The organism is Oligoflexus tunisiensis (assembly GCF_001748245.1).
In the GTDB taxonomy this organism is placed as follows: domain Bacteria; phylum Bdellovibrionota_B; class Oligoflexia; order Oligoflexales; family Oligoflexaceae; genus Oligoflexus; species Oligoflexus tunisiensis.
Map to the genome: position 1 here is coordinate 1,192,801 of NZ_BDFO01000001.1, position 23,203 is coordinate 1,216,003.

Annotated in this window: 14 protein-coding genes; 10 read left to right on the forward strand and 4 right to left on the reverse strand. The window is 52.7% G+C overall.

Annotated features, from left to right (window positions below; all coding sequences use genetic code 11):
* Position 1: 1 nt before the first annotated feature.
* Complete coding sequence (locus OLTU_RS05260) at positions 2-1,084, reverse strand: heavy metal-binding domain-containing protein (RefSeq protein ID WP_141731707.1); 1,083 nt, start codon at positions 1,082-1,084, stop codon at positions 2-4.
* Between the two features lies 1 nt (position 1,085).
* Positions 1,086-2,384 carry a TolC family protein gene (locus OLTU_RS05265; RefSeq protein WP_141731708.1) on the reverse strand — a complete coding sequence of 433 codons (1,299 nt, stop codon included), beginning with the start codon at positions 2,382-2,384 and terminating at the stop codon, positions 1,086-1,088.
* 668 nt (positions 2,385-3,052) lie between these two features.
* Here OLTU_RS05265 and OLTU_RS05270 point away from each other — a divergent pair.
* The 5 genes from OLTU_RS05270 (at position 3,053) to OLTU_RS05290 (ending at position 14,992) form a co-directional block, all read left to right on the forward strand.
* Complete coding sequence (locus tag OLTU_RS05270; RefSeq protein WP_141731709.1) at positions 3,053-6,193, forward strand: efflux RND transporter permease subunit; 3,141 nt, start codon at positions 3,053-3,055, stop codon at positions 6,191-6,193.
* A 16-nt stretch (positions 6,194-6,209) separates the two neighbouring features.
* Positions 6,210-6,611, forward strand: coding sequence for a hypothetical protein (locus tag OLTU_RS05275; protein WP_141731710.1), 402 nt, complete (start codon positions 6,210-6,212; stop codon positions 6,609-6,611).
* A gap of 51 nt (positions 6,612-6,662) precedes the next feature.
* Entirely contained in the window at positions 6,663-7,295 is a 633-nt protein-coding gene (locus tag OLTU_RS05280) for a cation efflux transmembrane domain-containing protein (protein ID WP_141731711.1), read from the forward strand.
* Positions 7,292-8,536: a TolC family protein gene (locus tag OLTU_RS05285; protein WP_176736346.1), complete on the forward strand. Its 1,245-nt coding sequence runs from the start codon at positions 7,292-7,294 to the stop codon at positions 8,534-8,536. The genes OLTU_RS05280 and OLTU_RS05285 overlap by 4 nt, the downstream gene beginning before the upstream one ends.
* A gap of 423 nt (positions 8,537-8,959) precedes the next feature.
* The gene (locus tag OLTU_RS05290; protein WP_218109851.1) at positions 8,960-14,992 is read left to right on the forward strand and encodes a protein kinase domain-containing protein; all 6,033 of its coding nucleotides are present in this window, start codon (positions 8,960-8,962) and stop codon (positions 14,990-14,992) included.
* A 298-nt stretch (positions 14,993-15,290) separates the two neighbouring features.
* Here the strand turns inward: OLTU_RS05290 and OLTU_RS05295 are convergent, their stop codons facing one another.
* Positions 15,291-17,150 carry a serine/threonine protein kinase gene (locus tag OLTU_RS05295; protein WP_176736347.1) on the reverse strand — a complete coding sequence of 620 codons (1,860 nt, stop codon included), beginning with the start codon at positions 17,148-17,150 and terminating at the stop codon, positions 15,291-15,293.
* Positions 17,151-17,337: 187 nt separating this feature from the next.
* On the opposite strand from OLTU_RS05295, the gene tmk reads away from it, so the two are divergent.
* From tmk to OLTU_RS05315, 4 genes are read left to right on the forward strand one after another with little or no spacing between them, the layout of a single operon-like run.
* Positions 17,338-17,988, forward strand: coding sequence for a dTMP kinase (gene tmk / locus OLTU_RS05300; RefSeq protein ID WP_141731715.1), 651 nt, complete (start codon positions 17,338-17,340; stop codon positions 17,986-17,988).
* On the forward strand, positions 17,985-19,004 hold the full coding sequence (locus OLTU_RS05305; RefSeq protein ID WP_141731716.1) for a DNA polymerase III delta subunit-related protein: 1,020 nt from the start codon (positions 17,985-17,987) through the stop codon (positions 19,002-19,004). Before tmk ends, OLTU_RS05305 begins: the two co-directional genes overlap by 4 nt.
* A gap of 20 nt (positions 19,005-19,024) precedes the next feature.
* Complete coding sequence (locus OLTU_RS05310; protein WP_141731717.1) at positions 19,025-20,455, forward strand: PSP1 domain-containing protein; 1,431 nt, start codon at positions 19,025-19,027, stop codon at positions 20,453-20,455.
* An 8-nt stretch (positions 20,456-20,463) separates the two neighbouring features.
* Complete coding sequence (locus tag OLTU_RS05315) at positions 20,464-21,063, forward strand: thymidine kinase (protein WP_141731718.1); 600 nt, start codon at positions 20,464-20,466, stop codon at positions 21,061-21,063.
* On the opposite strand, the gene rlmN is transcribed toward OLTU_RS05315, so the two are convergent.
* Positions 21,060-22,163 (reverse strand): dual-specificity RNA methyltransferase RlmN, encoded by a 1,104-nt coding sequence (rlmN, locus tag OLTU_RS05320; RefSeq protein WP_141731719.1) that lies wholly within the window; start codon positions 22,161-22,163, stop codon positions 21,060-21,062. The genes OLTU_RS05315 and rlmN overlap by 4 nt on opposite strands.
* A 197-nt stretch (positions 22,164-22,360) precedes the next feature.
* On the opposite strand from rlmN, the gene OLTU_RS05325 reads away from it, so the two are divergent.
* A complete protein-coding gene (locus OLTU_RS05325) occupies positions 22,361-23,200 on the forward strand; it encodes an HAD-IIA family hydrolase (protein WP_141731720.1) in 840 nt (279 codons plus the stop codon).
* The last annotated feature ends 3 nt before the right edge of the window (positions 23,201-23,203 follow it).

Below are 23,203 nucleotides of genomic sequence, written 5' to 3' on the forward strand. Positions count from 1 at the left end.
CTTAGCGCGAGTTTTTGTCCATCAGAACAGACTTCAATCTGGATTCGGAATCAATCAGGAAGTTGGCACCGGTGACCACATTCTCCCCTGGAGAAAGACCGGATGTCACTTCATAGAAGCCTTTGGCTTTCACGCCGAGCTGGACAGGTCGCGGCTGAAACCTTTCCGTGGAGTCCTTGACGAAAACATAGGCCTGACCTTCATTGAAAAGCACGGCGTCTTCCGGTATCGCCAGCTTTTCACCAAGGTCGTTGATGATCCGAACATTCAAAAAGGTGTCCGGCCGCAACAAGCCTTTGGGATCCGGAACTTCCGCCCGCACCCGGATGGTACGTGTCGGCGCATTGAGCACAGGGCTAATGCTGGAAATCCTGCCCTTGAATGTTTCGCCGGGGATCGAAGGGGCCTCTGCTTCGATCGTCTGTCCTGGTTTCAGCCCCCGGACTTCATACTCAAAAACCTCCGCATAAACCCAGACGCGACCTTCCGGAAGTATGAGATTGATGGCATTGGAGCCGCCTCGCCCGATTTTACCGATCTGCTCCTCCGTCAACCCCAGGAGCTTGAGTTTGGTCGCGGCGCTTTTGACGAGAGCCGCAGATTGATCGACAAAACCCTTGTAGCTGCTGTCCTTGAGTTGCTCGCGGGAAATCAACGCCTGGCGGTATTCTTCAATCGCAGCATAAAGCTCCGGGTCATACGCGACCCGGCCCGTTGCACGAATCTCCTGGGTTAGGGATCGTCGTTCGACTGGCGCGCTCGTCACGCCAATCTTTTGTTGACTCTCTTCACTGAGAGCGAATTCTGCGCGCCCTCCAACGGAAGTGTTGTCTGCATGGTCGTGGCCTTCGGCGTGATCCTCTATTTTAACCAGGTCCATCCCACAGATAGGGCATTGACCCGGTTTGTCCGACGTGATTTGGGGATGCATGGGACAATGGTAAACGACTTTTTTTTCTGTGGTGTCCTGGGTGGTTTGCTCAGGCATGGGCTGCTGACTGCGCTGCCAGAAATAAATTCCCACAACGTTAAGAAGCACAAGGCCCAGCAGGAAAGGAACGACGATCTTCCATGTTTTGGTCATATCATTTCCCCAGGCTTTGCCCAATCAGGGCTTCAAGTTTGGCCAGCTGGAGTTGATAGGCTACCAGAGCTTCCTGGTACCCATACTCGGTTTCCTGCTGTTGTTTCAGGGCGTCGAGCAGCGTTGAGTAGCTCTCTTTGCCGGTAAGGTAGGCCGAGGTTCCGGTTGCGACGGCCTGCCGGGAAAGTTGCATGAGTCCGCTTTCGAATAGGTCAATTCGCTGAATGGATTCCTTTAATTCAGCGAGCAGAGCTCTGGCTTCATGTATTTGCATGAGGCGGGCATGGTCCAGGTAATGCGCGGATTTCTCTTTGCCAGCCAGAGCCTCTTTGATTTGCTGAGACTGCTTCGTCGCTCCCCAGATTGGGAGGGAGAGGCCGATTTTCGCGCCCATCATATCCTGACCATTTCCAGGTGTAGCCATTCCCACTGCTTTTTCTCGTATTGTGTAGCTGGCCATGAGTTCAAAATCGGGAAGGTAGCTCTTTTTTGCCAAGGCAACCGAAGCATCACCTGCCATAACCTCCGATTGAAGTGCCCGCAAGGCAGAACTGCTCATGACCTTCTCGGCAATTTTCTTATCAGTCCATTTGTTAAGGTTGATGCGGTCAATCTGAATGGACTGAAACTCCATCCTGGGAGAATGGTCCGCATGGCCTGAAATATGAGCCAGCTCTGCTTCCAGATCTTTCATTTCGCTGCTGAGACGCAGCTGCTCGTTGACCAGCTGAGCCTCTTCCACCTGAAGGTTGAGGATGGATGCCTGGGAAACCTGACCGAGAGCATAGCGACTCCGGCTGGTTGTCAAAGTCTGGCGCAAGTAGGTGCGCTGATTTTCGAGGATGTTCTTCTTTTTGGTTCGCAGATAGAGCTCATAATAGATGCGCTTGACGTTCCATGCGATCTCGAGCTGCATTTGCTTCAAACGATGCACCAGGGCCTCGCTTCGCAACGTTGCCACTTCCTGTTGGGCTTCAAGCTTTCCTGGATAGGGAAACTTCTGAGATAAGGAAACTTGAACACCGGACATCTCGGATTCATTCAGGCGAAAGGAATTGGTTGGGACGTTCATCATTTCAACGGACAGCATGGGATCATCCAAAGTGCCCGCTGGTCCAATCTGCGCTTTATTAGCATCAAGTTCCGATTGAAGAGCCTTGAGCTCGGCATTGGATGCAAGAGCCTTTTGAATGACAGCCTCAAGTCCAAGAGAGGCTTCGGCTGCCCAGGATTTATCAAGCATTAATGGCGCATATAGCGCGATAAGGAGGACGAGGTGAGGCGTGATGAGTGTTTTCATGATTTGCCCTATCCAGTTTCAGCTCGTATACGCCTGAAAGTTTGGGTTTGTGACAGGTCGCGTCGGAGTGGGGCAATTTTGTCAAAAAATCGAATGAAGTCAATAACTAAAGGTTTGGAGTGGCGGCCATAAGTTGCGGCGTATACTTTGGCTCCATAATGCCGATAGTATGCTATCGAGCGTTGCTTGAGAAAATCGGCTCTGTTATCCTGAAAGCCTATTTTGGGGCACATTTTGAAACACTGGTTTGTCAAATATCTCCTGATCATTTTTGCCTTGGGTTGGATACAAGGCCCTTCCCGGTTGTGTTCAGAAGAAGTGGACTCGAACCCATCAGGAGCAGGCCTTTCTGCTGATGAGCATCCAGATGAAGAGGACTGTGGTTGCCCGCTTTCAGAATGCCAGTCCAGTTGTGAAAGTTGTGCATTAGTCCCGGTTGTGGTGCCCATGGCCATCGTATTGCCTGAAGTCCCATCAGGGGAATCCCTCTCGGGGTTATGGCGCATATCCTGTCGCACGTTTCCATATTCCAATAGACTCCTTGATCCTCCCCGATTTGTCTAAGCTCAAAGCAACATACAATAGAAAGCTCTGGTTCGCGTTATTGCGGACTGTAATGCCCTGATGTATCGGCTTATCGGGACAGGACTGTCATGTTGGAATTATAGATGCTTGACTTTATAATAAAATATTCTCTGAGACAGCGCTTTCTAACAGTTGCATTGGCTGCATTCTGCGTGGTGTACGGTGCCCTCATTACGAGGCAGCTCAGTGTTGATGTTTTTCCAGATCTCAATCGACCCACCGTCCATGTCGTCACAGAAATTGAGGGAATGGCACCTGAAGAGATTGAGGCCGCTGTCAGTCGGCCCATTGAGCAAGCGGTCAATGGAGTCCCCGGAATCATCCGCGTTTACTCGTCATCAGCAACAGGCATCTCGGTTGTGCGAGTCGCATTCCAGTGGAATACAGACCTGAAGACAGCCAGGCTCAATGTTTCGGAACGCCTTGGTGCAGTGAAAGCAAGACTTCCCAAGGATGCGCAGCCGTTCCTCACGCCAACGTCATCCATCATGGGTGAAATCCAAATGCTGGGTCTTATAGCAGACGATCCTTCATTTGATCCCATGCGGCTCCGGTCCATTGCGGAGTGGCAGCTTAGGCCAAGGCTTCTATCTATCCCTGGTGTTGCGCAGGCGACAGTTATTGGCGGGGAAGAGGAGCAAATTCAAATCCTGATAAATCCCATTGAGCTTCAAAGGCGCCTGATAGGCCCTCGTGATTTGGCTGAGCGTCTCAAGTCCCTCTCTATCGCGACAGGTGGAGGGTTTATCACAGATGGCAAGAAGGAATGGCTCATCCGAAACATCGGGCGCATCACAGCATTTGAAGATATTGGCGATACCCCAATTGGCACGCACCTGGGCCGCCCGGTGTTGCTGAAGGATGTGGCTACGATTCAAAGAGGTCCAGCTTCCAGGCGAGGCGACGCTTCCATAAATGGTAGAAGCGGAGTCATCGTCATGGTACAAAAGCAGAGCACCGCTGATACCTTCGCTCTGACAGGACTCATTGATGAATCCCTGAAGGATTTTGAGAAGACGCTTCCCGCAGGTGTCAAACTTAAACCCAACCTTTTTAAACAGGCCGATTTCATAGAAGCCGCCATTGGCAACGTTATCGAAGCCCTTCGCGATGGGACGATAATCGTTTCAATCGTGCTTCTCCTCTTTCTCTTGAATGTACGAACCACTCTGATTACGCTTACGGCCATCCCGCTTTCACTTCTGATTACAGCCATAGTCTTTCATTTTCTGGGACTCGGTATCAATACCATGACTCTTGGTGGGCTGGCTGTCGCCATCGGCGAGCTGGTGGATGACGCGATCGTCGACGTGGAAAACGTATTTCGGCGGCTGCGGGAAAACAGGGAGAGACAGGTCCCTGAACCGGCTCTTAAAGTAATCTACAAAGCCTCGAGCGAAATTCGTAATTCAATAGTCCTGGCCACCGTCATTGTTATTCTGGTTTTTATCCCGCTGTTTGCCCTCCCTGGGCTTGAGGGCCGGCTTTTTACACCCATCGGTATAGCCTACGTTATATCCATTCTGGCCTCGCTGATTGTGTCAATTACAGTCACCCCGGTCCTTTGCTATTTCCTCCTGGGAAAAGCCAAATCTCTTTCTGAGCGTGAAAGCGGGCTCGTCAGATTCCTAAAGAGGGTGGATGGAGCCGTTTTGAACAAGACGCTGGATCGCCCCTTTATCATCATCGGCCTCGCAGCGGCTCTTTTCCTCGGATCAATCGCACTGGTGCCCTTGATGGGCCGTGATTTTCTTCCTCCCTTCAACGAGGGAAGTGCCATGGTTGAGGCTTCCGTCAAGGCTGGAATCTCACTTGAAGCGTCCAGTGAGCTGGCCATGAATGTGGAGAAGGCCATCCTTTCCGTTCCTGAAGTCCAATCCACAGGGAGACGTACGGGACGGGCAGAGGAGGATGATCATGCGGCAGGAGTCAACCACTCGGAATGGGAGGTAGCACTCAAGCAATCGGAGCGGTCGCGAGAGGAAATTTTTTCTGATATCCGAAGCAAGGTAAAGTCTGCACTGCCGCCGGATGGCTACTTTAGTATCAGTCAGCCGATCTCACATAGGCTTGATCATATCCTTTCAGGAGTCAAAGCCCAGGTTGCCATTAAACTTTTTGGACCTGATCTTCGCATCCTTCGCCAGCAGGGAGCCGAGATCCGAAATGCCATAACGGGCGTGGAAGGCGTGGTGGACCTTCAGATGGAAGGGCAGTCTCTTTTTCCACAATACAAAATCTTTCCCATGCGATCCGATCTGGCCAAATATGGGATAGTTCCCGGTGATGCCATAGAGAGCCTTGAGCTTATGCTACAGGGTGTGCCCGTCACACGCATTTTTGAAGAGGACAGGATTCTCGATGTTTATGTCCGTCTCGAAGAAAAATACAGAAGGACAATTGATGATATCAAGAAGCTACCGCTTCATGTTCTCCCAACAGGGCGTACTGTCACAGTGTTTGAAGTAGCTGACGTTTTTGAAACAAGTGGACCGAACGTTATCGAGCGGGAGAATCAACAGAGGCGGATAGCCATCTCCTTCAATACAAGCGGGCGCGACATCGACAGCACGGTTACCGACGCCAAAGCTCGAATCGAGAAGGCCGTACACCTTCCACCAGGTTACTTTATTGAATTCGACGGTCAGTATGAAAGTCAAAGGCAGGCCATCCGCATGGTTCTGGTCCTTGGTGGACTTTCCATTCTTGGAATCTGTCTCATACTGGCCATCAACTTTCGATCATTCTTCATTGCGATTCAAATCATGGTCAATATTCCGCTGGCCCTGATTGGAGCTGTCCTTGCCGTTTATTTCACGGATCGCACCTTCTCCGTTGCAACCCTCATTGCTTTCATTACGCTTTGTGGAATTGCGAGCCGAAATGGCATTATGATGATTAGCCATTACCTTCACCTCATGGCCGAAGAGGGCGAGGCCTTTTCCAAAGAGATGATCATACGTGGATCACTGGAGCGTCTGGTGCCAGTTCTCATGACGGCCTCAACAGCCATGCTGGCCCTGACGCCGCTCCTGTTCGCAAAAGGAGAGCCGGGGAAGGAAATTCTGCACCCTGTTGCCGTTGTTATTGTCAGCGGTCTCCTGTCGTCAACGCTCCTTGACATTTTTGTGACTCCAGCGATCTTTTATAGATTTGGTCGTAAAGCAGCCGAGCGGGCTGTGAAACATATGAGAGACGCGATAAGCGGCTCGTCTGAAATTTAACTTGGAGAGACTTTGTATGAAGGCATTTCTTGTGTCGATGTCACTTTTGCTGGGAACAGCCGCTCCCCTCATGGCTCACGAAGGCCATAATCATGAAGCCGCTGTGGAAGCAGCGCCCCACGGCGGAACACTTCGCAATGCAGGGGATTATAAGGCTGAGATCGTCATCAATGGCGATAATCTTAAGCTCTATGTTTACGATAAAAAGCTCAAACCCGTAAAGCTGGAGAAGGCTGAACTTACCGGTGACGTTCAGTTCCCCAAGGAAAAAAGCAAACCGGTGACCTTCAAGAAAGCTGGAGATTACTACGAAGCTACCGTTAAAGGGATCACCAAGGTCCATCGTTACGATATGCACGTAAACATTGAAGTGGCCGGCAAGAAGGTTGTGGCGGATTTCGGTATCGATAACATTTGAATTTGATTCGAAGCTGCTTTCGAGCAGCCTCTTTAAAGCGAAGGATTCCCTATGGGCAAGGACTGTTGTGGAGCGAAGGAAGACGCTCTGGTTCAATTGAGAGCCCGTCAATCGAAAATTCTGAAAATTGTTTTGCTCATCAACTCGGTAATGTTTTTCATTGAATTCGGTTCAGGAATCATTGCGCAATCGACCGCGCTCCTCGCCGATTCCCTCGATATGTTTGGGGATGCTGTTGTTTATGCCTTTAGCCTTTACGTCTTATATAAGAGCGAAAGGTGGAGGGCTAGCGCCGCCTTGATGAAGGGTCTCATCATGCTGGCCTTTGGCCTGGGTGTCTTTGGAGAGGCAATTTACAAGGCTATGGGCAACGTGATGCCTGATGCACCAACCATTGGAGTCGTTGGGACTTTGGCGCTGGCTGCGAACGTTGTGTGTCTCATACTGCTGTTGAAGCATAAGGAAGATGACATCAATATGAAGTCAACCTGGATCTGCTCGAGAAACGACATTATTGCCAATTCTGGGGTGCTCATTGCAGCTGGAGCGGTTGCTTTTACACAGAGCAAGTGGCCAGACATTGCAGTTGGTGTCATAATAGCCGGGATTTTCTTGAAGTCATCATTCCACTTGATCTCAGAAGCATGGGCCGGACTCAGGAAAAAATCAGAGTTAATGTTATGAAGTACTTGGTTCTACTCCTGTCCTTTGGGACCCTGTGTGTCATTGCTGATGAAGCAGCAGCCAGGACTTTGACGCTTTCTGAGGCGCAGTCTCTTGCAGCCAAAAATAACCCTCAAGTCAATGTGCTGGAGGCTGAGGTTTCCGAAGCCAGAGCCAGGCTGAATGTAACCCGATTTCAAAATCGTCCAGTCATTGGTGTAGCAGGCGGAGGACAATTCGAAGGTACTGCCAAGGATAGGGATCTACTGCCTCTCGCCTATGCCTATGCAGGGGTCAATTTATATAACGGTGGACAAACGCGAATCCAGGAAGATCTTGCTGAAATTCATGTTGATAAAGTCCAGGCTGAGATTCCCTTTAAGAGCTTTCAGCTCAGGAAGAAAATTGAAGAGTTGTTTACGGAGATCGAAATGAGACATAGAGTGATTTCCGTAAAAAAGAAGGAAATAAAGGCATTTGAATCACACCGTCGCAAGGCAAATGAGAGAAGGATTGCGGGATTAACTGGTGAAACCGATGTACTTGAGTTTGATTTAAGAAAAACCAATCTCAGGAATGACATCGAAACTCTGATTGCAGAAAGAGGCGCCTATCTCAGGACCTTAAGCCTTTTGACTGGAGAACCCAAGGTCGACGACATCGAAGGATTTAGTCTTCCTGAGAAGGTGAAACGGCCCGATATATCGGTCGCTGGTCTTACAGATATCAGTCCGACCAGCAGGATTCTGGCGAAAGAGCTATCAGGCTTGTCACTTGAAGAAAAGTTGCAGTCAACCAGGTGGGGCCCCAGAGTGGACCTGGAAGGACGGGCCGGCTTTCTTCCGAAGGAAGGTGACACTGATGACAATAAGGCGCGCTTTGACATAATGATTGTTGCAAAAATGGATCTTTTCAACAGTCTCCAAAGAAATGCCGAGCTGCAAGAGACTTTGATGAAGAAGAAAAAACTGCAAGCCATGATAACAGCTGAAAATGTGGATGCGAGGTTCCTTGTCGATCAAAGCCTGACAGCGATGCAGAACCAGCAGAAGAAACTACAGATTCTTGATAGCAATAAAGAGTCTGCGGAACGTTACTATAGATCCACCCTTGAAGAATACGAGCGGGGCATTAAGAATTCCCCTGATGTCGCTCACGCGACCGAAATTTTATTTGAGACAGAATACAAGGCTGTGGAAATTCGTTACAAATGGGTCATGCAGAAGATTAAACTGGAATCCATCTTAATGCGTGAAATTTAACTCTTATCTGGGAGGTCTCGGTTTCAAAGGCGGCGTGCTTTTTCCCGGGGCCACTCTCAAAAGAAGAGACCATCAGATTAGTTGAATTTATGCTAAGCAAATGCATTTTTTTCAGGAAGCTCTGGCCAGAGGAGGAGTTTATATTCGCATGCCGAGGCGGAAGCCGTGCTGGCGAAGAATTCGGCACGGGTTTTCAAGCTCGAGCGCCTCGCAGCGCCCAAAACCCTACAGAATGTGGCGTGTGGATTCACTCGGATGTTCGATCCCGAAGTTTGTTATATCTTTTTACAAAATCCCTTATGTCGGTTGAAAATCCAAGTGTTTTCTCGTGAATTCTTTGTTCTGCCAAATGACGGGGCAAAAGGCCGCTTAACTCAATAGTTTCGTGATCCGATAGCACTTCAGACCTATAATCTGTATAAGGTGAAATTCGCTTTGGCAGGACTCTTTACGCCAGGACAAACGCTGCGGGGAGGCGAGATCGAAATCATCGATCAGCTGGGCAGTGGCGGCTTGGGCGAAGTCTATCGAGTCGCGCTTGTCAGGGGTGATCAGCGTGCCGTCATGGCACTTAAATGCTTCAATCCCTATGTTCTGGAGCAATCCGGGATGGAAGCTGTAGAATTGGTCCACAGAGAAAGTCTTGCAGTCAGCAAGATCTCCCACCCGGGAATCGTATCCATCCACCTTATCGACCTGGATGCGCCAATACCCTTTATCATCGAAGAATACTTCGGTGGTGGCGACCTTTTACAGCTGATCACCATCCGCCGCCAGAAGGCCGTCCCGGGAAAGCAACTTTTCACGGCTCAGGAAATCGCGGAGCTTGGATTTCAGATCAGTTCCGCTCTAGCCATTCTGCATCAGAACAACCTCTGTCATGGTGATTTGAAACCTCAGAATCTTTGCCTTCGTAATCGTGATGCCTTGGAAATCGCTATCGTTGACTTCGGGCATGCAGGATTCTTGGAAGGGAATATCCTCGATCGCAATGAGAATCTGGCAACCTTTGCCTATTTACCTCCGGAACGGACTGGATTTGTCAAACTTGCTGGCAACGCCAGTGGCGACCTTTATTCACTTGGCGTCACTCTGTATGAATGCGCAGTAGGCAGCCCGCCATTTGCAGGCCAGGACGGTCGCGATCTGATCAACCGCTTGCTCTATGAAGTGCCCAGGGCAATCCATGAGATCTTTCCAGATTTTCCTGTGGCCTTGAGCGATATTATCAGCAAACTTATGCGCAAGGATCCGGCAGACCGCTATCATTCAGCCTTCGGTCTCGCTGCGGATCTGGAGCGTTGTTTGAAAACCCTGCGAAACCAGGAAGAACTTCTGCCTTTTGCCCTTGGGACCAAAGACAAACTGAGAGAGTTGAACTATCGTATCCCGATGGTTGGGCGCCAGCAGGAAATGGCCTCGCTCCATCAACTCTTTGACCTAACTCAGGAAGGTGGGCAGGCTCTGGCACTCATCGGGGCGCCGTCGGGAACGGGTAAATCCCGCCTTGCCTTTGAAATTTTGCATAAGGCCCGACAGTTTGGTTCGCTGATCAGCTACGTGAAATTCTCCGAATACGAGCGTAACCTTCCGCTCAGCGCTGTGACGCTTTTGTTGGTTGAGCACTGTCATTATCTGCGCAACATTTCAGGCGAGAAACTGGTCAAATGGCAGAAGGTGATTAAGGAAAAGCTAGGAACTCGGGTTCAATTGATCATTGAACGCTACAGCTTCTACGCTCCTTTTCTCCCGGTGACAGAAAACTTCCATGACTTTGAGAAGGACAACGGATTTCAGGTTTTCAACCAAACCCTGGGCGAATTCCTGAGCCTGCTGCCCGCTTCCCAGGAAAGCCAGTTACTGCTGATTGACGACCTTCAGTGGGCTGATTGGCAAAGCCTGCAAGTTCTTTCCGTTCTCGGGCAAAAGATCATTGATGCCGATGCCCCTCGCACCATGCTGATGGGAACCTTCCGTTCGAACGAAATCGAAGAAGGTCACATGCTCATTCCGACCTTTTTGGACTTGCAGCACCAGTTTAGCCTCATTGAGCTTGGTCCCCTTGAACGCCATGATGCAGATACGCTGGTCGAGCATCTGCTCGATGAAGCCGGTTTAGAAGTCCGAAAGCTGCAGGATGTCTGCTACCGCTTTACGGCAGGCAACCCCTTCTTCATCTATGAATATTTGAAATCTGCCATTAACACCGGCATATTCGCTCTTGATGAAAAGAACCAAGCCTGGAGATTCCACGAGGAGCGCCTCCATGAGGCCGACCTGTCAAGTGGAGTGGCAGGGCTCGTGGCAGAACGCATCAGAGCGTTGAACCCTTTGCAGCAGGCCCTCGTCAGCATAACCAGCGTCGCCGGGCATGCGATGCGGCGTTCTGCCCTGAAGTTACTCCTGCCGCTTCTTTCAGAACATCGCCAGCTGAAGACGGATGAGCTGGGTTCCCGTGATGATGATCAGAATCTGGAACTCGCTTATCAAGAACTTTTGCAGAAAAACATACTGACACCAGATACCGATCGCTTTGCCTTCTTTCACGATAAGGTGCAGGAAGCTTCCTATTCGCTCCTGACGGAACATGAGCAGAAGATTCTGCATCACGCCTTTGGCCTCATCTGCATCGATAGCATCTCCCAAGCTACAAGCAAAGTGAATGACGCTGCCCTCTTCGAAGCGGCCTATCATATTTGCCAAGGCCGGCGAGCAGACTTGGATGCTGATGTGCGAGCCTTCCTCATTGTTGCAGCCAATGCTGCCAAGCGGGTTTTTGCCTATGAAAAGGCCAAAGAATATCTGCAGACTTTGCTCGATGCGATCGATGCGCAGGCGGATGTCGGTGCGGACGAGAAGTTTAATGCCCTGGAACTCATGGCGGATATCCTCTCGATATCCGATCAAATTGCAGCCGCAATGGCGATTTATGATAAGCTGCTGGCTTTTGATTGCGACCCTATCAAGCGCGCCCATATCTATGCGAAAAAGGTTGAATTCTGCCTGAGCCTCTTCGCTTACAAAGACGCCAGGCAGGCGGCCGAGGCCGCGCTCAAGGTTTTAGGGCAGCGCATCTTCACGACTGAACTGTGGTCCTATTTCTATATTCTCGTTTCAATCCCAGTGCTGATCGCCTACTGCCTCTTCTTCAAGTCCTTCGGCAAACAAACCAAGGAAGTCACAACGGAGGCTGAGGACATTCGGCTCCTGCTCCTGATCAAGAGCGAAATATCGCAATACTTTACGCAGCCGATCGTTGCCATAGCCAATATCATTCCCCTTACCTTTGAATTGCTGAGGTACAAGGACAACCGCTATCGGGCCACCATCATCGGCTACTGGGGCATTGCAAGCGCCGCATTCGGATTTACACGTATCGCAGATGTCTGCTTTCGTCATGCCTATGAATACTTTGACAAAGCAGGCAATCCTGTCGATAAGGGTTTCGTGCTCTTCACTTGGGGTTTCACCTTGGATCTGCCTCGAGGTAATCTCAGCAGTGCTCAAAAGAAGTTGGAAGAGGCTGTTTTTAATCTCGCACCTGTCGGAGAATCATTCTGGCGGTCGATATCGATACTCGGCCTCCTCCTCCTGGATTATTATGGAGCGGAGACGGGGCAGGCAGCCATTCGCTCTCACGAACTGGTGGAACTGTGGAAGAAAGTACGCTATGCCGCGACTCCACTCGGCTGCGCCATCCGTCACTATATGGAAGATACCAATGATGAACAGGTGAATTTTCTCCTGCAGAAAGTTCAAGAAGCTGATCTTCAGATCCAGAATCAAGGCTACGATTCCATTGACTCAGTTTTTGCCTGTCTTGGTATTGGCGAATATTATGATTATGTTGGGCAGTATGAAGAGGCTGAACGTTTCGCGGAACGGGCTTTCAGGATCAGCGCTATCCGTAGCCATCGGGTGGCCTATGCACTTTTTCCGCCGATAATCTATGCGCGTACACTGATTCATGGAAAAAAACATTGGCGTGCGTTCTGGGTGCTTGCACTGGCCTGGTTAAACCAGTTGCTCCAGATTCGGGTGTTTCGTCCGCACACCTGCTTTGAAACCGGCCGCTGGCTCTTTGCCATGGGCTGGCCGCGGCTCGGTCGCAGCGTGATGGAGAGCGGCATCCGTTATGCCAGCAAGCGAGGCTGGGCAACTCCTGCCGCTGAAGGGCGCTTTCTGCTGGGTCGATGTTTGGAAAACAGAGATCCGGATCTTGCGGCTGCCTTTGTCCGGATGGCCAAAGAGCACTTTCAAGAACGACACTGGAAATTTCATGAAACCTTATGCGACAAAGAGATAAACCGGCTGAAGCACGCCCGGACCGAACTGGGTACCCCTCACACCATGAAGAGCCCCCAGCGCGGAGACCTGACCCGCCGCGGCACTGGACTACGGCAGCAGGTGGAAGTGCAGGCACTGATGGACGTCCTTCTGAAACTGAGCGCCATCAATGAGACAGGTTCCCTGTTCCGCGCATTGATGGAATCATTGTGCCAGGCCACAGGTTCGGAACTGGCGATCCTCTATTTCGAGGAAAACGGACGCTGGGTGCCGCTCGTGTCCCACAATATTCGCATTGAGCAAAGTGAGAATTTCAAAAACAAAGTCGATCAATCCTTCGTCAGCAAGGTTCTCTCGACCAGGCCGACGAATCATGTGATTCGCAAAGCTCAGGATAAGCTTTATGGCCGAGCCACGACATCGGGTTCAGCCCTGCTGCTGCCTCTGATGTCTGAAGGCATCATTGCAGGTTACTGTTATCTGGCCAACTCCCAGCTCTACGATCTATTTGACAAACGAAGCGTTGAGGTTGCGCAGCCCATCGCGACCCAGGGGGCAATCGCCCTGCAGAACATTCGCCTGAATCAGCAACTCGCTGTCGAGCGGGACGAGATCTCAAAGCTGCATCAGACGCTTGAGCTTCGTGTCATCGAACAGACCCGGGACATCAAGAGCATTATGAAGCACATCCAAATAGGGATTTGCACGGTCTCAGGCAACGATATTCACATCAATAAAGACTATTCCGCCTTCCTTGAAGGCCTGCTAGGGGAGGAGGATTTAAGAGAAAAGGCTCTCTTGTCGCTTCTCTTCAGGGGATCATCTTTAACCGCAGATGAAATCGATCAGGCGCAGCAAGCCATGCTCTCGTGCCTTGGCGAGCTGGAATGGGCTTTTGATCTTAACTCACACCTGCTGCCCCGCACGCTCAATGTCAACCGTGATAAGGACTATGCCTTCGAATTGGACTGGATCCCGATCTGCGATGACGAGCAACAGATCGAACGTGTTCTGATTACCATCAACGATGTGACCGAACTCCGAGGCCTGGAAGCAGCTGCAGCGAGGAAAGATGAGGAACTTCGGATCATCAGTGAAATCCTGGGGCGCAGCGAAAGAGATTGGTCTCATTTCTGTTTAAACAGCCAGATCCTTCTGCAAAGGAGCCATGAGCAGTTGGAGGCACTGCGTCTTGGTGGAGATCCGAAAAGCGTTCTAAAAGCGATATTTATCCATGTTCATACGCTAAAGGGCAATGCCCGCTCGCTCGGCCTCCGTCGCATGAACCAGGTCATCCATGGCATCGAGCAATTCTTCGCCGACTGCATTCGGGGAGGGAGTTCCAATATTGAAGGAATTGTGCTGCACGAGAAGCTGAAATCGATCGAATCGGTTTTCCATGAGTATCAGAACATAGCGCAGCAAAAGCTCGGGCGCGACGTGACCAATGCAGAAGCGGTTAGCATGCCCAGGGATCCCATCCTCCATATCTACGAGCGATTAAAAGTTGACGCTGACGAGAGTCTGTCCGAGGCGCTTCGCATGATTCGCAACGCTCTTTTTGTGTCGATGACTGGCCTGCTGAAGCAGCTTTTCAAAGAAATGGAACCCTTGGCAGTGGAGCTTGGCAAGGCGTCGCCGGAATTCCATGTGGATCTGCCAGAACTCTGGGTGAATCGCCCGGTCGAGGACATGTTCCGTAATTGTCTTGTCCATCTTCTGCGTAATTCTCTTGATCATGGATTGCAGTGCCCTGCCGAGCGAGAGGCGCGAGGTCAGGCCCCGCGTGGAAGGATCAGCTGCACCGGTCGCATACGAGGCCGCATGGTCGACTTTTCCCTTGAAGACGATGGTCGTGGTCTGAACCTGAGAAAGTTGCGTGAAATTGGGCTGAAAAGAGGCCTGTTAAGTTCCCAGAATGCAGATCCACACGATGTGGCACGTCTGATCTTCCATCCTGATTTAAGCACAGCAGAGAAGGTGAGCGATCTATCAGGACGTGGCATTGGCATGACGGCGGTCAAAGAATTGATTCAGGAGGCAGGGGGAACTATCGACGTCAGCTTAAGAAAGAATCGCAGCGTGGACGATGGGTTCTGTGCGTTTGCCTTTATCATCACATTGCCGCTCAGTCTATTCCAATTTGATTCCAGCCAGCAGGCAGCCTGAGTTCGCTTCAGCGGAACGGATCGGCTTAAGGCTCGCAAACTACCGATCTGGAGCCGCCACATCCTCGCCCTCACGGATCGAGCAGACAGCCCCAAGGAAAATTATGATGACATTCATGCTGCACAGGTGAAAGATGCATTGAGGATTTTAAGGCTGGAAAGCTTCTTTGACATCGATTATACCCAAAGCAAAGAAACTGGAATACTTCTCTGCTTTGGAAGCCGCACATACCGGTGGCGGAATGCGATAAACCAGACGGGACACTTGATTGCACTCCTCACACCGAATCGCTGGAAAGCTAATTCTTGATCTGGCAACGGGCCCTTTGTCCCGATGATGCCGGGGTGATCACGAGGGTTGAGGGGACACCACCCTGCGGCGGCCGGTCCACCCGGAATTCACACTTGTACTGCGCGCTTTCATCGACAGCGCGGAAGGTGACGAAGTGCGAGAGGCCAGGCGTCAGCTCCACGAGCAGAGGTGTTTCGCCTTCAAAGAGACCGTTGTCGATATCCACAAAAACCTTGCTGCCTGAGGACAGAAGACGCACAGGGTAGAGCAGGGCATGCGGAAGCTTTTTCAGGAATATCTTCTCGGGCTTCAGCGTTTCACCGGCTTCACCCTGGAAGCGGATCACTTCCCTTTGATAGCCGGGACGACTGATTTCCATCTCATAGGCGCCAGGGGCCAGACGCAATTTCACCGGCGACTTCACATAGGCCCCATCATAGATCTTCACGCCATTGACTTTCAGCGTGATGACTTCGGGGGATGTGCGCAGGTCGATCTGCAGTTTTTTATCAATCACGAGCTCATCGCGATTGAAATAGAGGACACCGACCAGCATGCCCAGCAGCAGAAGTATCATCGGAATCTTGCTGCGATTCGCGCGACGCGGGTGATGCACCACATGATTGCGGGGTCTTTGCCGCGTGGCCGTGCTGTCCGCCTGCTGATAGGCCTGATCCACCACCATGATGCGCGAAGGGTGATTCTTTTTGAAACCACCGGACAGCGTAATGGTGCGATCGTCCATCAAAGGCGCCTGGTTGTTGCCACTGCCAAGACGTGAGGCATCGGTGAGCGGCAATTCATTGTGCGCGCTCCGCGAAGCCTCCGCCATCGCCGGGGCTGCATTCGAGCCCGTCTGACCCACAGCCATATTCGTGGTGGGTGCCACGGCCGCTGGTTTGGACGCCTGAGCCAGGGTTTCCCGGATATCCTCCTGAGTTTTATCCCGACGTTTGGCCAGGATGCGCTTCAGGAAGTTGCCGAGTTCACGCGAGGTGAATTCGGAATAGCGTGAGTGGAGATAACGCGAAAGGTCCTTCTCAAAGGCCGCGGCCGTCTGATAACGCTCCTTGCGGTCCTTCGCGAGGCCCTTCATGACGATGGCCCGCAAATCCTTATCCACTTCCGGATTCAATTCGCAGATGTCATAAGGAATTTCACAGTTCTGTACCTTGCGGATGCTTTCCACTTCGGACATGCCGGCGAAGAGCCGCTTCATGGCCAGTGTTTCCCACAAGACGACAGCCAGACTGAAAACATCCGAACGGCCGTCCAAAGGCTTGGCCAGAACCTGTTCGGGACTCATGTACGAGTACTTGCCTTTGACCACACCGGGCTTGGTTTCGGTCAGCTTGTTTTCAGCGGAAGCGATGCCAAAGTCAGTGATCTTGACATCACCTTCGTAAGAAATGAGTATGTTTTGCGGTGAAATATCGCGATGCACAATCCCGAGCGGTTCGCTCGTGATCTCATCCGCTTTCGTGTGCGCGTAATGCAAGGCACGGGCGGCACAGGCTGCGATATGCAGGGCCATCGGCAAGGACAGACGGGTCTTGGCCGTCTCGCAGGCCGAAAGCAGCGAACGCAGGTCAGCACCATCCACATGCTCCATGATCAGAGCATAGGAACCGTCAACTTCCGTGAAATCGTAGACCTGCACGATGTTGTTATGCTGCAATCGCTTGCAAATATGCGCTTCATCGCGGAACATCTCGATAAATTCGCGGTCCTGCGCGTAGTGCGGCAGGATGCGTTTCACGGCGACAATTTTTTGAAAGGCAGCCTCACCGACAGCTATGCCAAGATAAATCTCGGCCATACCGCCTCGGGCAATTCGTCTGCCTAACACATAAGTGTTCTTCGCCATCGAACCTTCCTGCATTCCTTTAACAGGGCTATCCCATGGCTGTTTCGGCGCTCTCCGGAAAAAGTGTAGGCGAAACCTTTCATCGCCGCCTTTGGTCAAATTCCAAGCACTGAATCTTGCAGCCCAAAGATCGACTTTCTGGTAATAATGAAAGTTTAAGTCCCGGCCTTAACAAGGGGTCTCAGCATTGCAATCGCGATTTATTACAGTGGAAGGCGGCGAAGGAGCCGGAAAATCAGTTTTTACCCATGGCCTGAACCGTGCCCTGACCGCTGCCGGCATCCCGGTGGATCTGACCCGCGAACCAGGTGGCACCCCACTGGCCGATGGTCTGCGTGAGCTCTTCCTGCATCCGCCTGCGGATGATAAACCCACCGCCATCACCGAACTTTTCATTGTCTCCGCGGCCCGTGCCCAGCATGTGGCGACCCGCATTCAACCGCTTTTGGAGCGGGGAACCTGGGTTCTTTGTGATCGCTTTTATGACTCCACCCGCGCCTATCAGGGAGCCCTCGGCGGACTGGATGAGTCGGTTTTGGAACCGATCATCGCGACGTCGGTCGGAAACTGTCATCCGCACCTCTCCTTTGTGCTGGACTGTCCGGCAGAGGTGGCGATGCAACGCACGGTCGCTCGGGAAAAAGCGAAAGGTCGTGACCAGGCTGACCTCAATCGCTATGATGGTGGTTCGCAGGCCCTGCACCAGCACTTGCGGAGCGCTTACCAGGCTCTGGCCCGAAAATTTCCGGAACGTATTGTTTTGATCAATGCGGTGGAATCGCCCGAAGTCATGGTGGCAAGTGCCATGCGCGTGATACGTGAACGTTGGAAGATATGAGCAAATCCTCGCGAAAACCAGCTGACATTCCCCGCGGCCCGGTCCGCTCCTTTGCGGACCTCGTCGGCTTTCAGGATATCATCACCGCCTTTCATGAGCTCGCGGCGCGCGATCGCGTGCCGCAGGTCCTTTTATTTGAAGGTCGACCGGCCATCGGGAAGAGAAAACTCCTGGCCCGTCTGGCCGCTACGATTTACTGCGAAAGCCGACAGGGCTGTGGCCATTGCCAGGGCTGTCATTCGGTGATTCATGGTTATCAGGCCGATCTTTTGTGGGTGGAAGCGGATGGGCCGATCAAGGTCGCGGAAGCGGAAGCCATTCAGGATCATTTGAGTTATCAGTCCTCCGGTGCGCAACGTGTGGTGGTCATCGTTGATATCGAGGACATGAATGATCAGGCCGCCAACCGCCTTTTGAAAACTCTCGAGGAACCGCCACCACGGACCCTCGTTTTGATATCGAGCAGCCGGGCCCGTCAGCTGCTTGCGACCATTACCTCCCGCCTTGTGCGCTGGCATGTGCAGCCACCACCGATCGAACTCAGTCAGCACTGGCTGATGCATGCGCTCCAGGAAGCTGGACTCACGCTCAGCACAACCGATGTCCGCGACGCTTTGGAACGTTACAGTCTGGCTCCCGGTCGGGCTCTCCTGGCCTTGAAAATGGCCAATTCAGTGGAACAGGAAGCCCAGCATCGTCTGGCCTCCCTCCTGCTCAAGCCCCTGGAGGGACGTGATCTGCATGAACTTCAGGACCTGCTGAAACAGCAGGGTTGGAAGGCGAATGAGCTTGCTCAGCACTTCGAGCTGCTATTAAATCGATATTATAAATGGAGCCTGGGCCTTATCGCAGAACGGCCTTCGCATTGGCCTGCCTCAGTTGGCGCGCCAGACCCTCGGCTATTGCGACAGAGACGCCGTATTCTGCAGCAAATCTATCGCGGGGGCGGGCAGGGGCACAACTTCCTCAATGCCCAGCTGGCAGCTGAGGCTTTGGGTTCAGACACTGCTTTTTAATCGCAACAAGGAATCGTTCGATGAATGGAATAAATATTGTCGGGGTCCAGTTTCGACGAGCCGGCAAAATATATGATTTCGATGCCAAGGACTTTCGCCTCAGCATCGGCGATCGGGTTGTGGTTGAAACCGAGCGGGGACCCAGCCTCGCGGAAGTCAAACGCGTGGCGTACATCGAAGCTGAGCCCAGCGAAACCTTGAAACCGATCGTACGCATTGCCTCGCGCAAGGACCGGGATTCCTCCGGTCGCCTCACCCCCGAATTCGCCGAATCCTTCACCAAGCAAAAGATCAAAGACCTGAATCTCGAGATGCGGGTCATCAGCGTTGAGATTCAATTCGGTGGCAACAAGGTCATCGTTTATTTTTCGGCTCCGGGCCGCGTCGATTTCCGTGAACTCGTCAAGGAACTCGCTGGTGGTTTGAAGACCAGGGTCGAACTGAAGCAGGTTGGAGCCCGCGATGAAGCCAAGCTCTCCGGCGGCATCGGTATCTGCGGCCGGGAATTCTGCTGCTCGAGTTTTCTGCGGGAATTCGTGCCCGTTTCCATCAAGATGGCAAAGAATCAGAATCTCGCCTTGAATCCGAGCAAGGTATCGGGCGGCTGTGGTCGGCTGCTCTGTTGTTTGACTTATGAAGACGACACCTACACCGCTCTGCGGCAGAAGCTTCTGCCGAAAGGGGCGCGTGTCAAGCTTCTGGATGACACCTACGGTGATGTCATCCGAGGCGATATATTGAATCAGACCATGCTGGTCGAACTGGACAGCGGCGAGCAGCGTTCCATTCCCATCAAGGACCTTGAAGTGGTCGATGCCCGTCAGGGTGCGGTGGATGATGACTGGGGCAGCGATCTCGACTTCGGCTCGCTGATGGGTGAAGGTGATATCGCCGCGCTGGATGACAGCGAGGAGGTCGCGCAGCAAAGGGAATCGGCCGCCGAACCGATCCATGGGCGTGAAGGTCCGCGCAAACCTCAGCCGCAGGACCGTGCGCGTCGCGACGGACCTCGTGAGAATCGGGATAATCGTCCAGGCCGCGGACCGCGTCCGGAACAGGAAGGCAAGGGCAAGGGTCGCGATCAAGGGCCGCGTCCGCAGCGGGATCAAAATCAACAAAATCAGCAGAACCAAGGCAAGAAGCAGCGGCCGCCACGTGATGGTCAGGTGCTGCAGCCGAAACCGAACGGAATGCCTCCGGGTGAACGGCCGAAGATCGCGCCGAAGATTATTCCGCGGGCTCAGGCTGATAATAAGAATGGTGCAGGCAGCGGACCTGCCGGCGGTGAGTCCGACGGCAACGCGTCCGGCGGAAATCCATCCGGCGGAAGTCCATCCGGTGGCAATGCATCCGGTGTATCCGGCGGAAATCCATCCGGCGGCAATCCATCCGGTGGCAATCCATCCGGTGGCAACGGATCCAACGGTAATGATTCCGGTAGCGAAGGCTGAGGCGCACCATGGCAAAACTTTACTTCCGTTATGGAACCGTCGGCAGCGCGAAGACTTTGAACCTTCTCGCTGTGGCTCATGCCTATCAGCAGCAGGATAAGCGGGTGTTTCTCATCAAACCGCGGATCGATACGCGCTTTGGTGCGGAAGTCATCCGTTCCCGGGCCGGCCTCACGCGCGATGCCGACCTTCTGGTGGATGAGAGCAGCCAGCTCGAACTCGGCATGCTCCGCGGCTATCATTGCATTCTGGTGGATGAGGCGCAGTTCCTCGTGCCGCAGGTGATCGAACAGCTGCGGCAGGTGACCCGCCTGCTCGATGTCCCTGTGATCTGTTACGGACTCCGCACGGATTTTCGCACGCGCCTTTTCCCTGGGGCGCAACGCCTCATGGAACTGGCGGATGCCCTCGAGGAAATCAAAACCACCTGTGCGTTTTGCAATAAGAAGGCTGTGTTCAATCTGAAGCTATTGGATGGGCGCCCGACTCAGGCCGGGCCTACGGTGGAACTCGGGACCGAGGAAAAGTATCTGCCGACCTGCTGCGACTGCTATTTCAAAGCCTTTGAAACCCTGCAGCCCGAGGCGGATGCCTCCTCCTCCCTCTAACCTGAAATTCCAATCAAGGTATCATCCTTGATCACCAGACGCTTGCGCTCCGGAATCGCATGAATCGATTCCGCGTGCTTCGCGGCGAGCTGTCCACACGCACCCGAGACATCAAGACCTTTGGAGTAACGCACCGGAGCCGGTATCGAACGATCCGCGAGATGCTTCTGGAAGGCCCGGATATCCTCATCCGTCGGCCGATCATAAGGCAGACCCGGATGCGCATTGAACGGAATCAAATTCACCTTGGTGCGGAGCCCATGCAGAAACTTCACCAGTTCCTTGGCCTCACGCAGACCACAGTTGCGATCCTTGATCAGAATGTATTCGATCGTAATCTTGCGGCCCGTGGTCTTCTGATAATAAAGCAGAGCCTCCTTCAAACGCTCCAGTTTATAACGCCGGTTGATCGGCATCAGCGAGGTCCGCAGATCATCACGCGAGGCATGCAGCGACAGAGCCAGCGAGGCGCGCGTGTCCACTGCGAGACGCTCAATCTCAGGAGCCAGGCCGGATGTGGAAAGAGTCACATGACGGGCCGAGAGAAAGAAACCATCCTCCGCCATCATCACGTTGGCGGCACTGACCGTGTTTTCATAATTGTCGAGCGGCTCACCCATGCCCATGAAGACGACATGCGTCACACGCAGACCTTCGGGTTTGAGAATTTCATTGGCCAGATAAAGCTGAGCCAGGATCTCGCCACGCTCGAGATGCCGTACAAAACCGAGCTTGCCGGTTTGACAGAAATCACAGGCGAGTTTGCAGCCCACCTGACTCGACACGCAAAGGCTCGTGCGGTTTTCGTAACGCAGAATCACCGACTCAATGGTGTGACCCTTGTGACTTTTCAAGAGCAGCTTGGTCGAGCCATCCACCGAGTCCAGCTTGCTGATAATCTCCGGCATATGCCAGTCAAGTTCTGTAAAGAGCTTCTGCCGCATATCCTTGCCGAGATTGCTCATGTGTTCCGGATCGCGCACCCCGGCCTTGTAAATCCAGTGAGCAATCTGGTCCGCGCGGAAAGAAGGCATACCCCAATCCTTCAGGAGTTGGCGGTATTCCAGGCGGGAAAAGTTAAGAAAATGCGGCTTTTGCATGCGGTACCTCGGTCGCTAAAATCGGGCTAAGATACAGAAAATACCGGGAAAAAGTCAATTACCAACCGGTTTTGCCGGTCGATACGGTAGGTTAAAGGCGACTCAACGGCCGAGCTTGGGCCGTTTGTACTTGAATTTCAGAGCCCGCTGGGGCGACAATCCCGGTGAACCGCAAGTAACGGAAGAGGAGCGCGTTTATGAAGATGGGTTTTCTGATTGATATGGACGGCGTCGTTTACCGGGGAACCCAGATTATTCCCGGCGCTGTGGAGTTTATCAATCGTCTGCAAGAGCTTCAAGTGCCCTTCATGTTTCTAACCAATAACAGTCAGCGGACGCCGATGGATGTTGCCACCCGCTTGCAACGTATGGGGTTTAGCGTCACGCAGGAACATATCTTCACCAGCGCCCAGGCCACGGCCAATTACCTGGCCGGACATAAGCCAGGCGGCACCGCTTACGTGATTGGTGAAGGTGGTCTCTTGAATGCCCTGGATCGTGTGGGCATTGCCATCGTCGATCATAAACCGGATTTTGTCGTGGTGGGCGAGGGCCGCACAATTACCCTGGAAACCGTGGAGAAAGCGGTGCACCTCGTGCTGCAGGGTGCGAAGCTGATCGCCACCAACCTGGATGCCAACTGTCCCACACAGGATGGTGGCCTGCGTCCCGGTTGTGGCGCTTATGTGAAGATGATTGAAGAGGCCACCGGTCTCCGCGCCTTCAGTCCGGGCAAACCAAGTCCGGTGATTTTCCGTGCCGCAAGGAAACGCCTGGGTCTGCAGACCGGTGAAACGATCATGGTCGGCGATACGATGGAAACCGATATCCTGGGTGGCGTGCAGCTGGGCTTCCGCACGATCCTCGTGCTTTCCGGCGGCACCCATAAGGAGCACCTGAGCCGCTTTGCGTATGCTCCGGATGTGGTCGTCGATTCCGTGGATGCGTTTACGGTGGAATTTATTCAGCAGCAGAGGGAGATTCTGGCTTCCATGATGGGCCTTGAAGCCCAGATCGGCCAGTATCCCCATCCCTGAGGA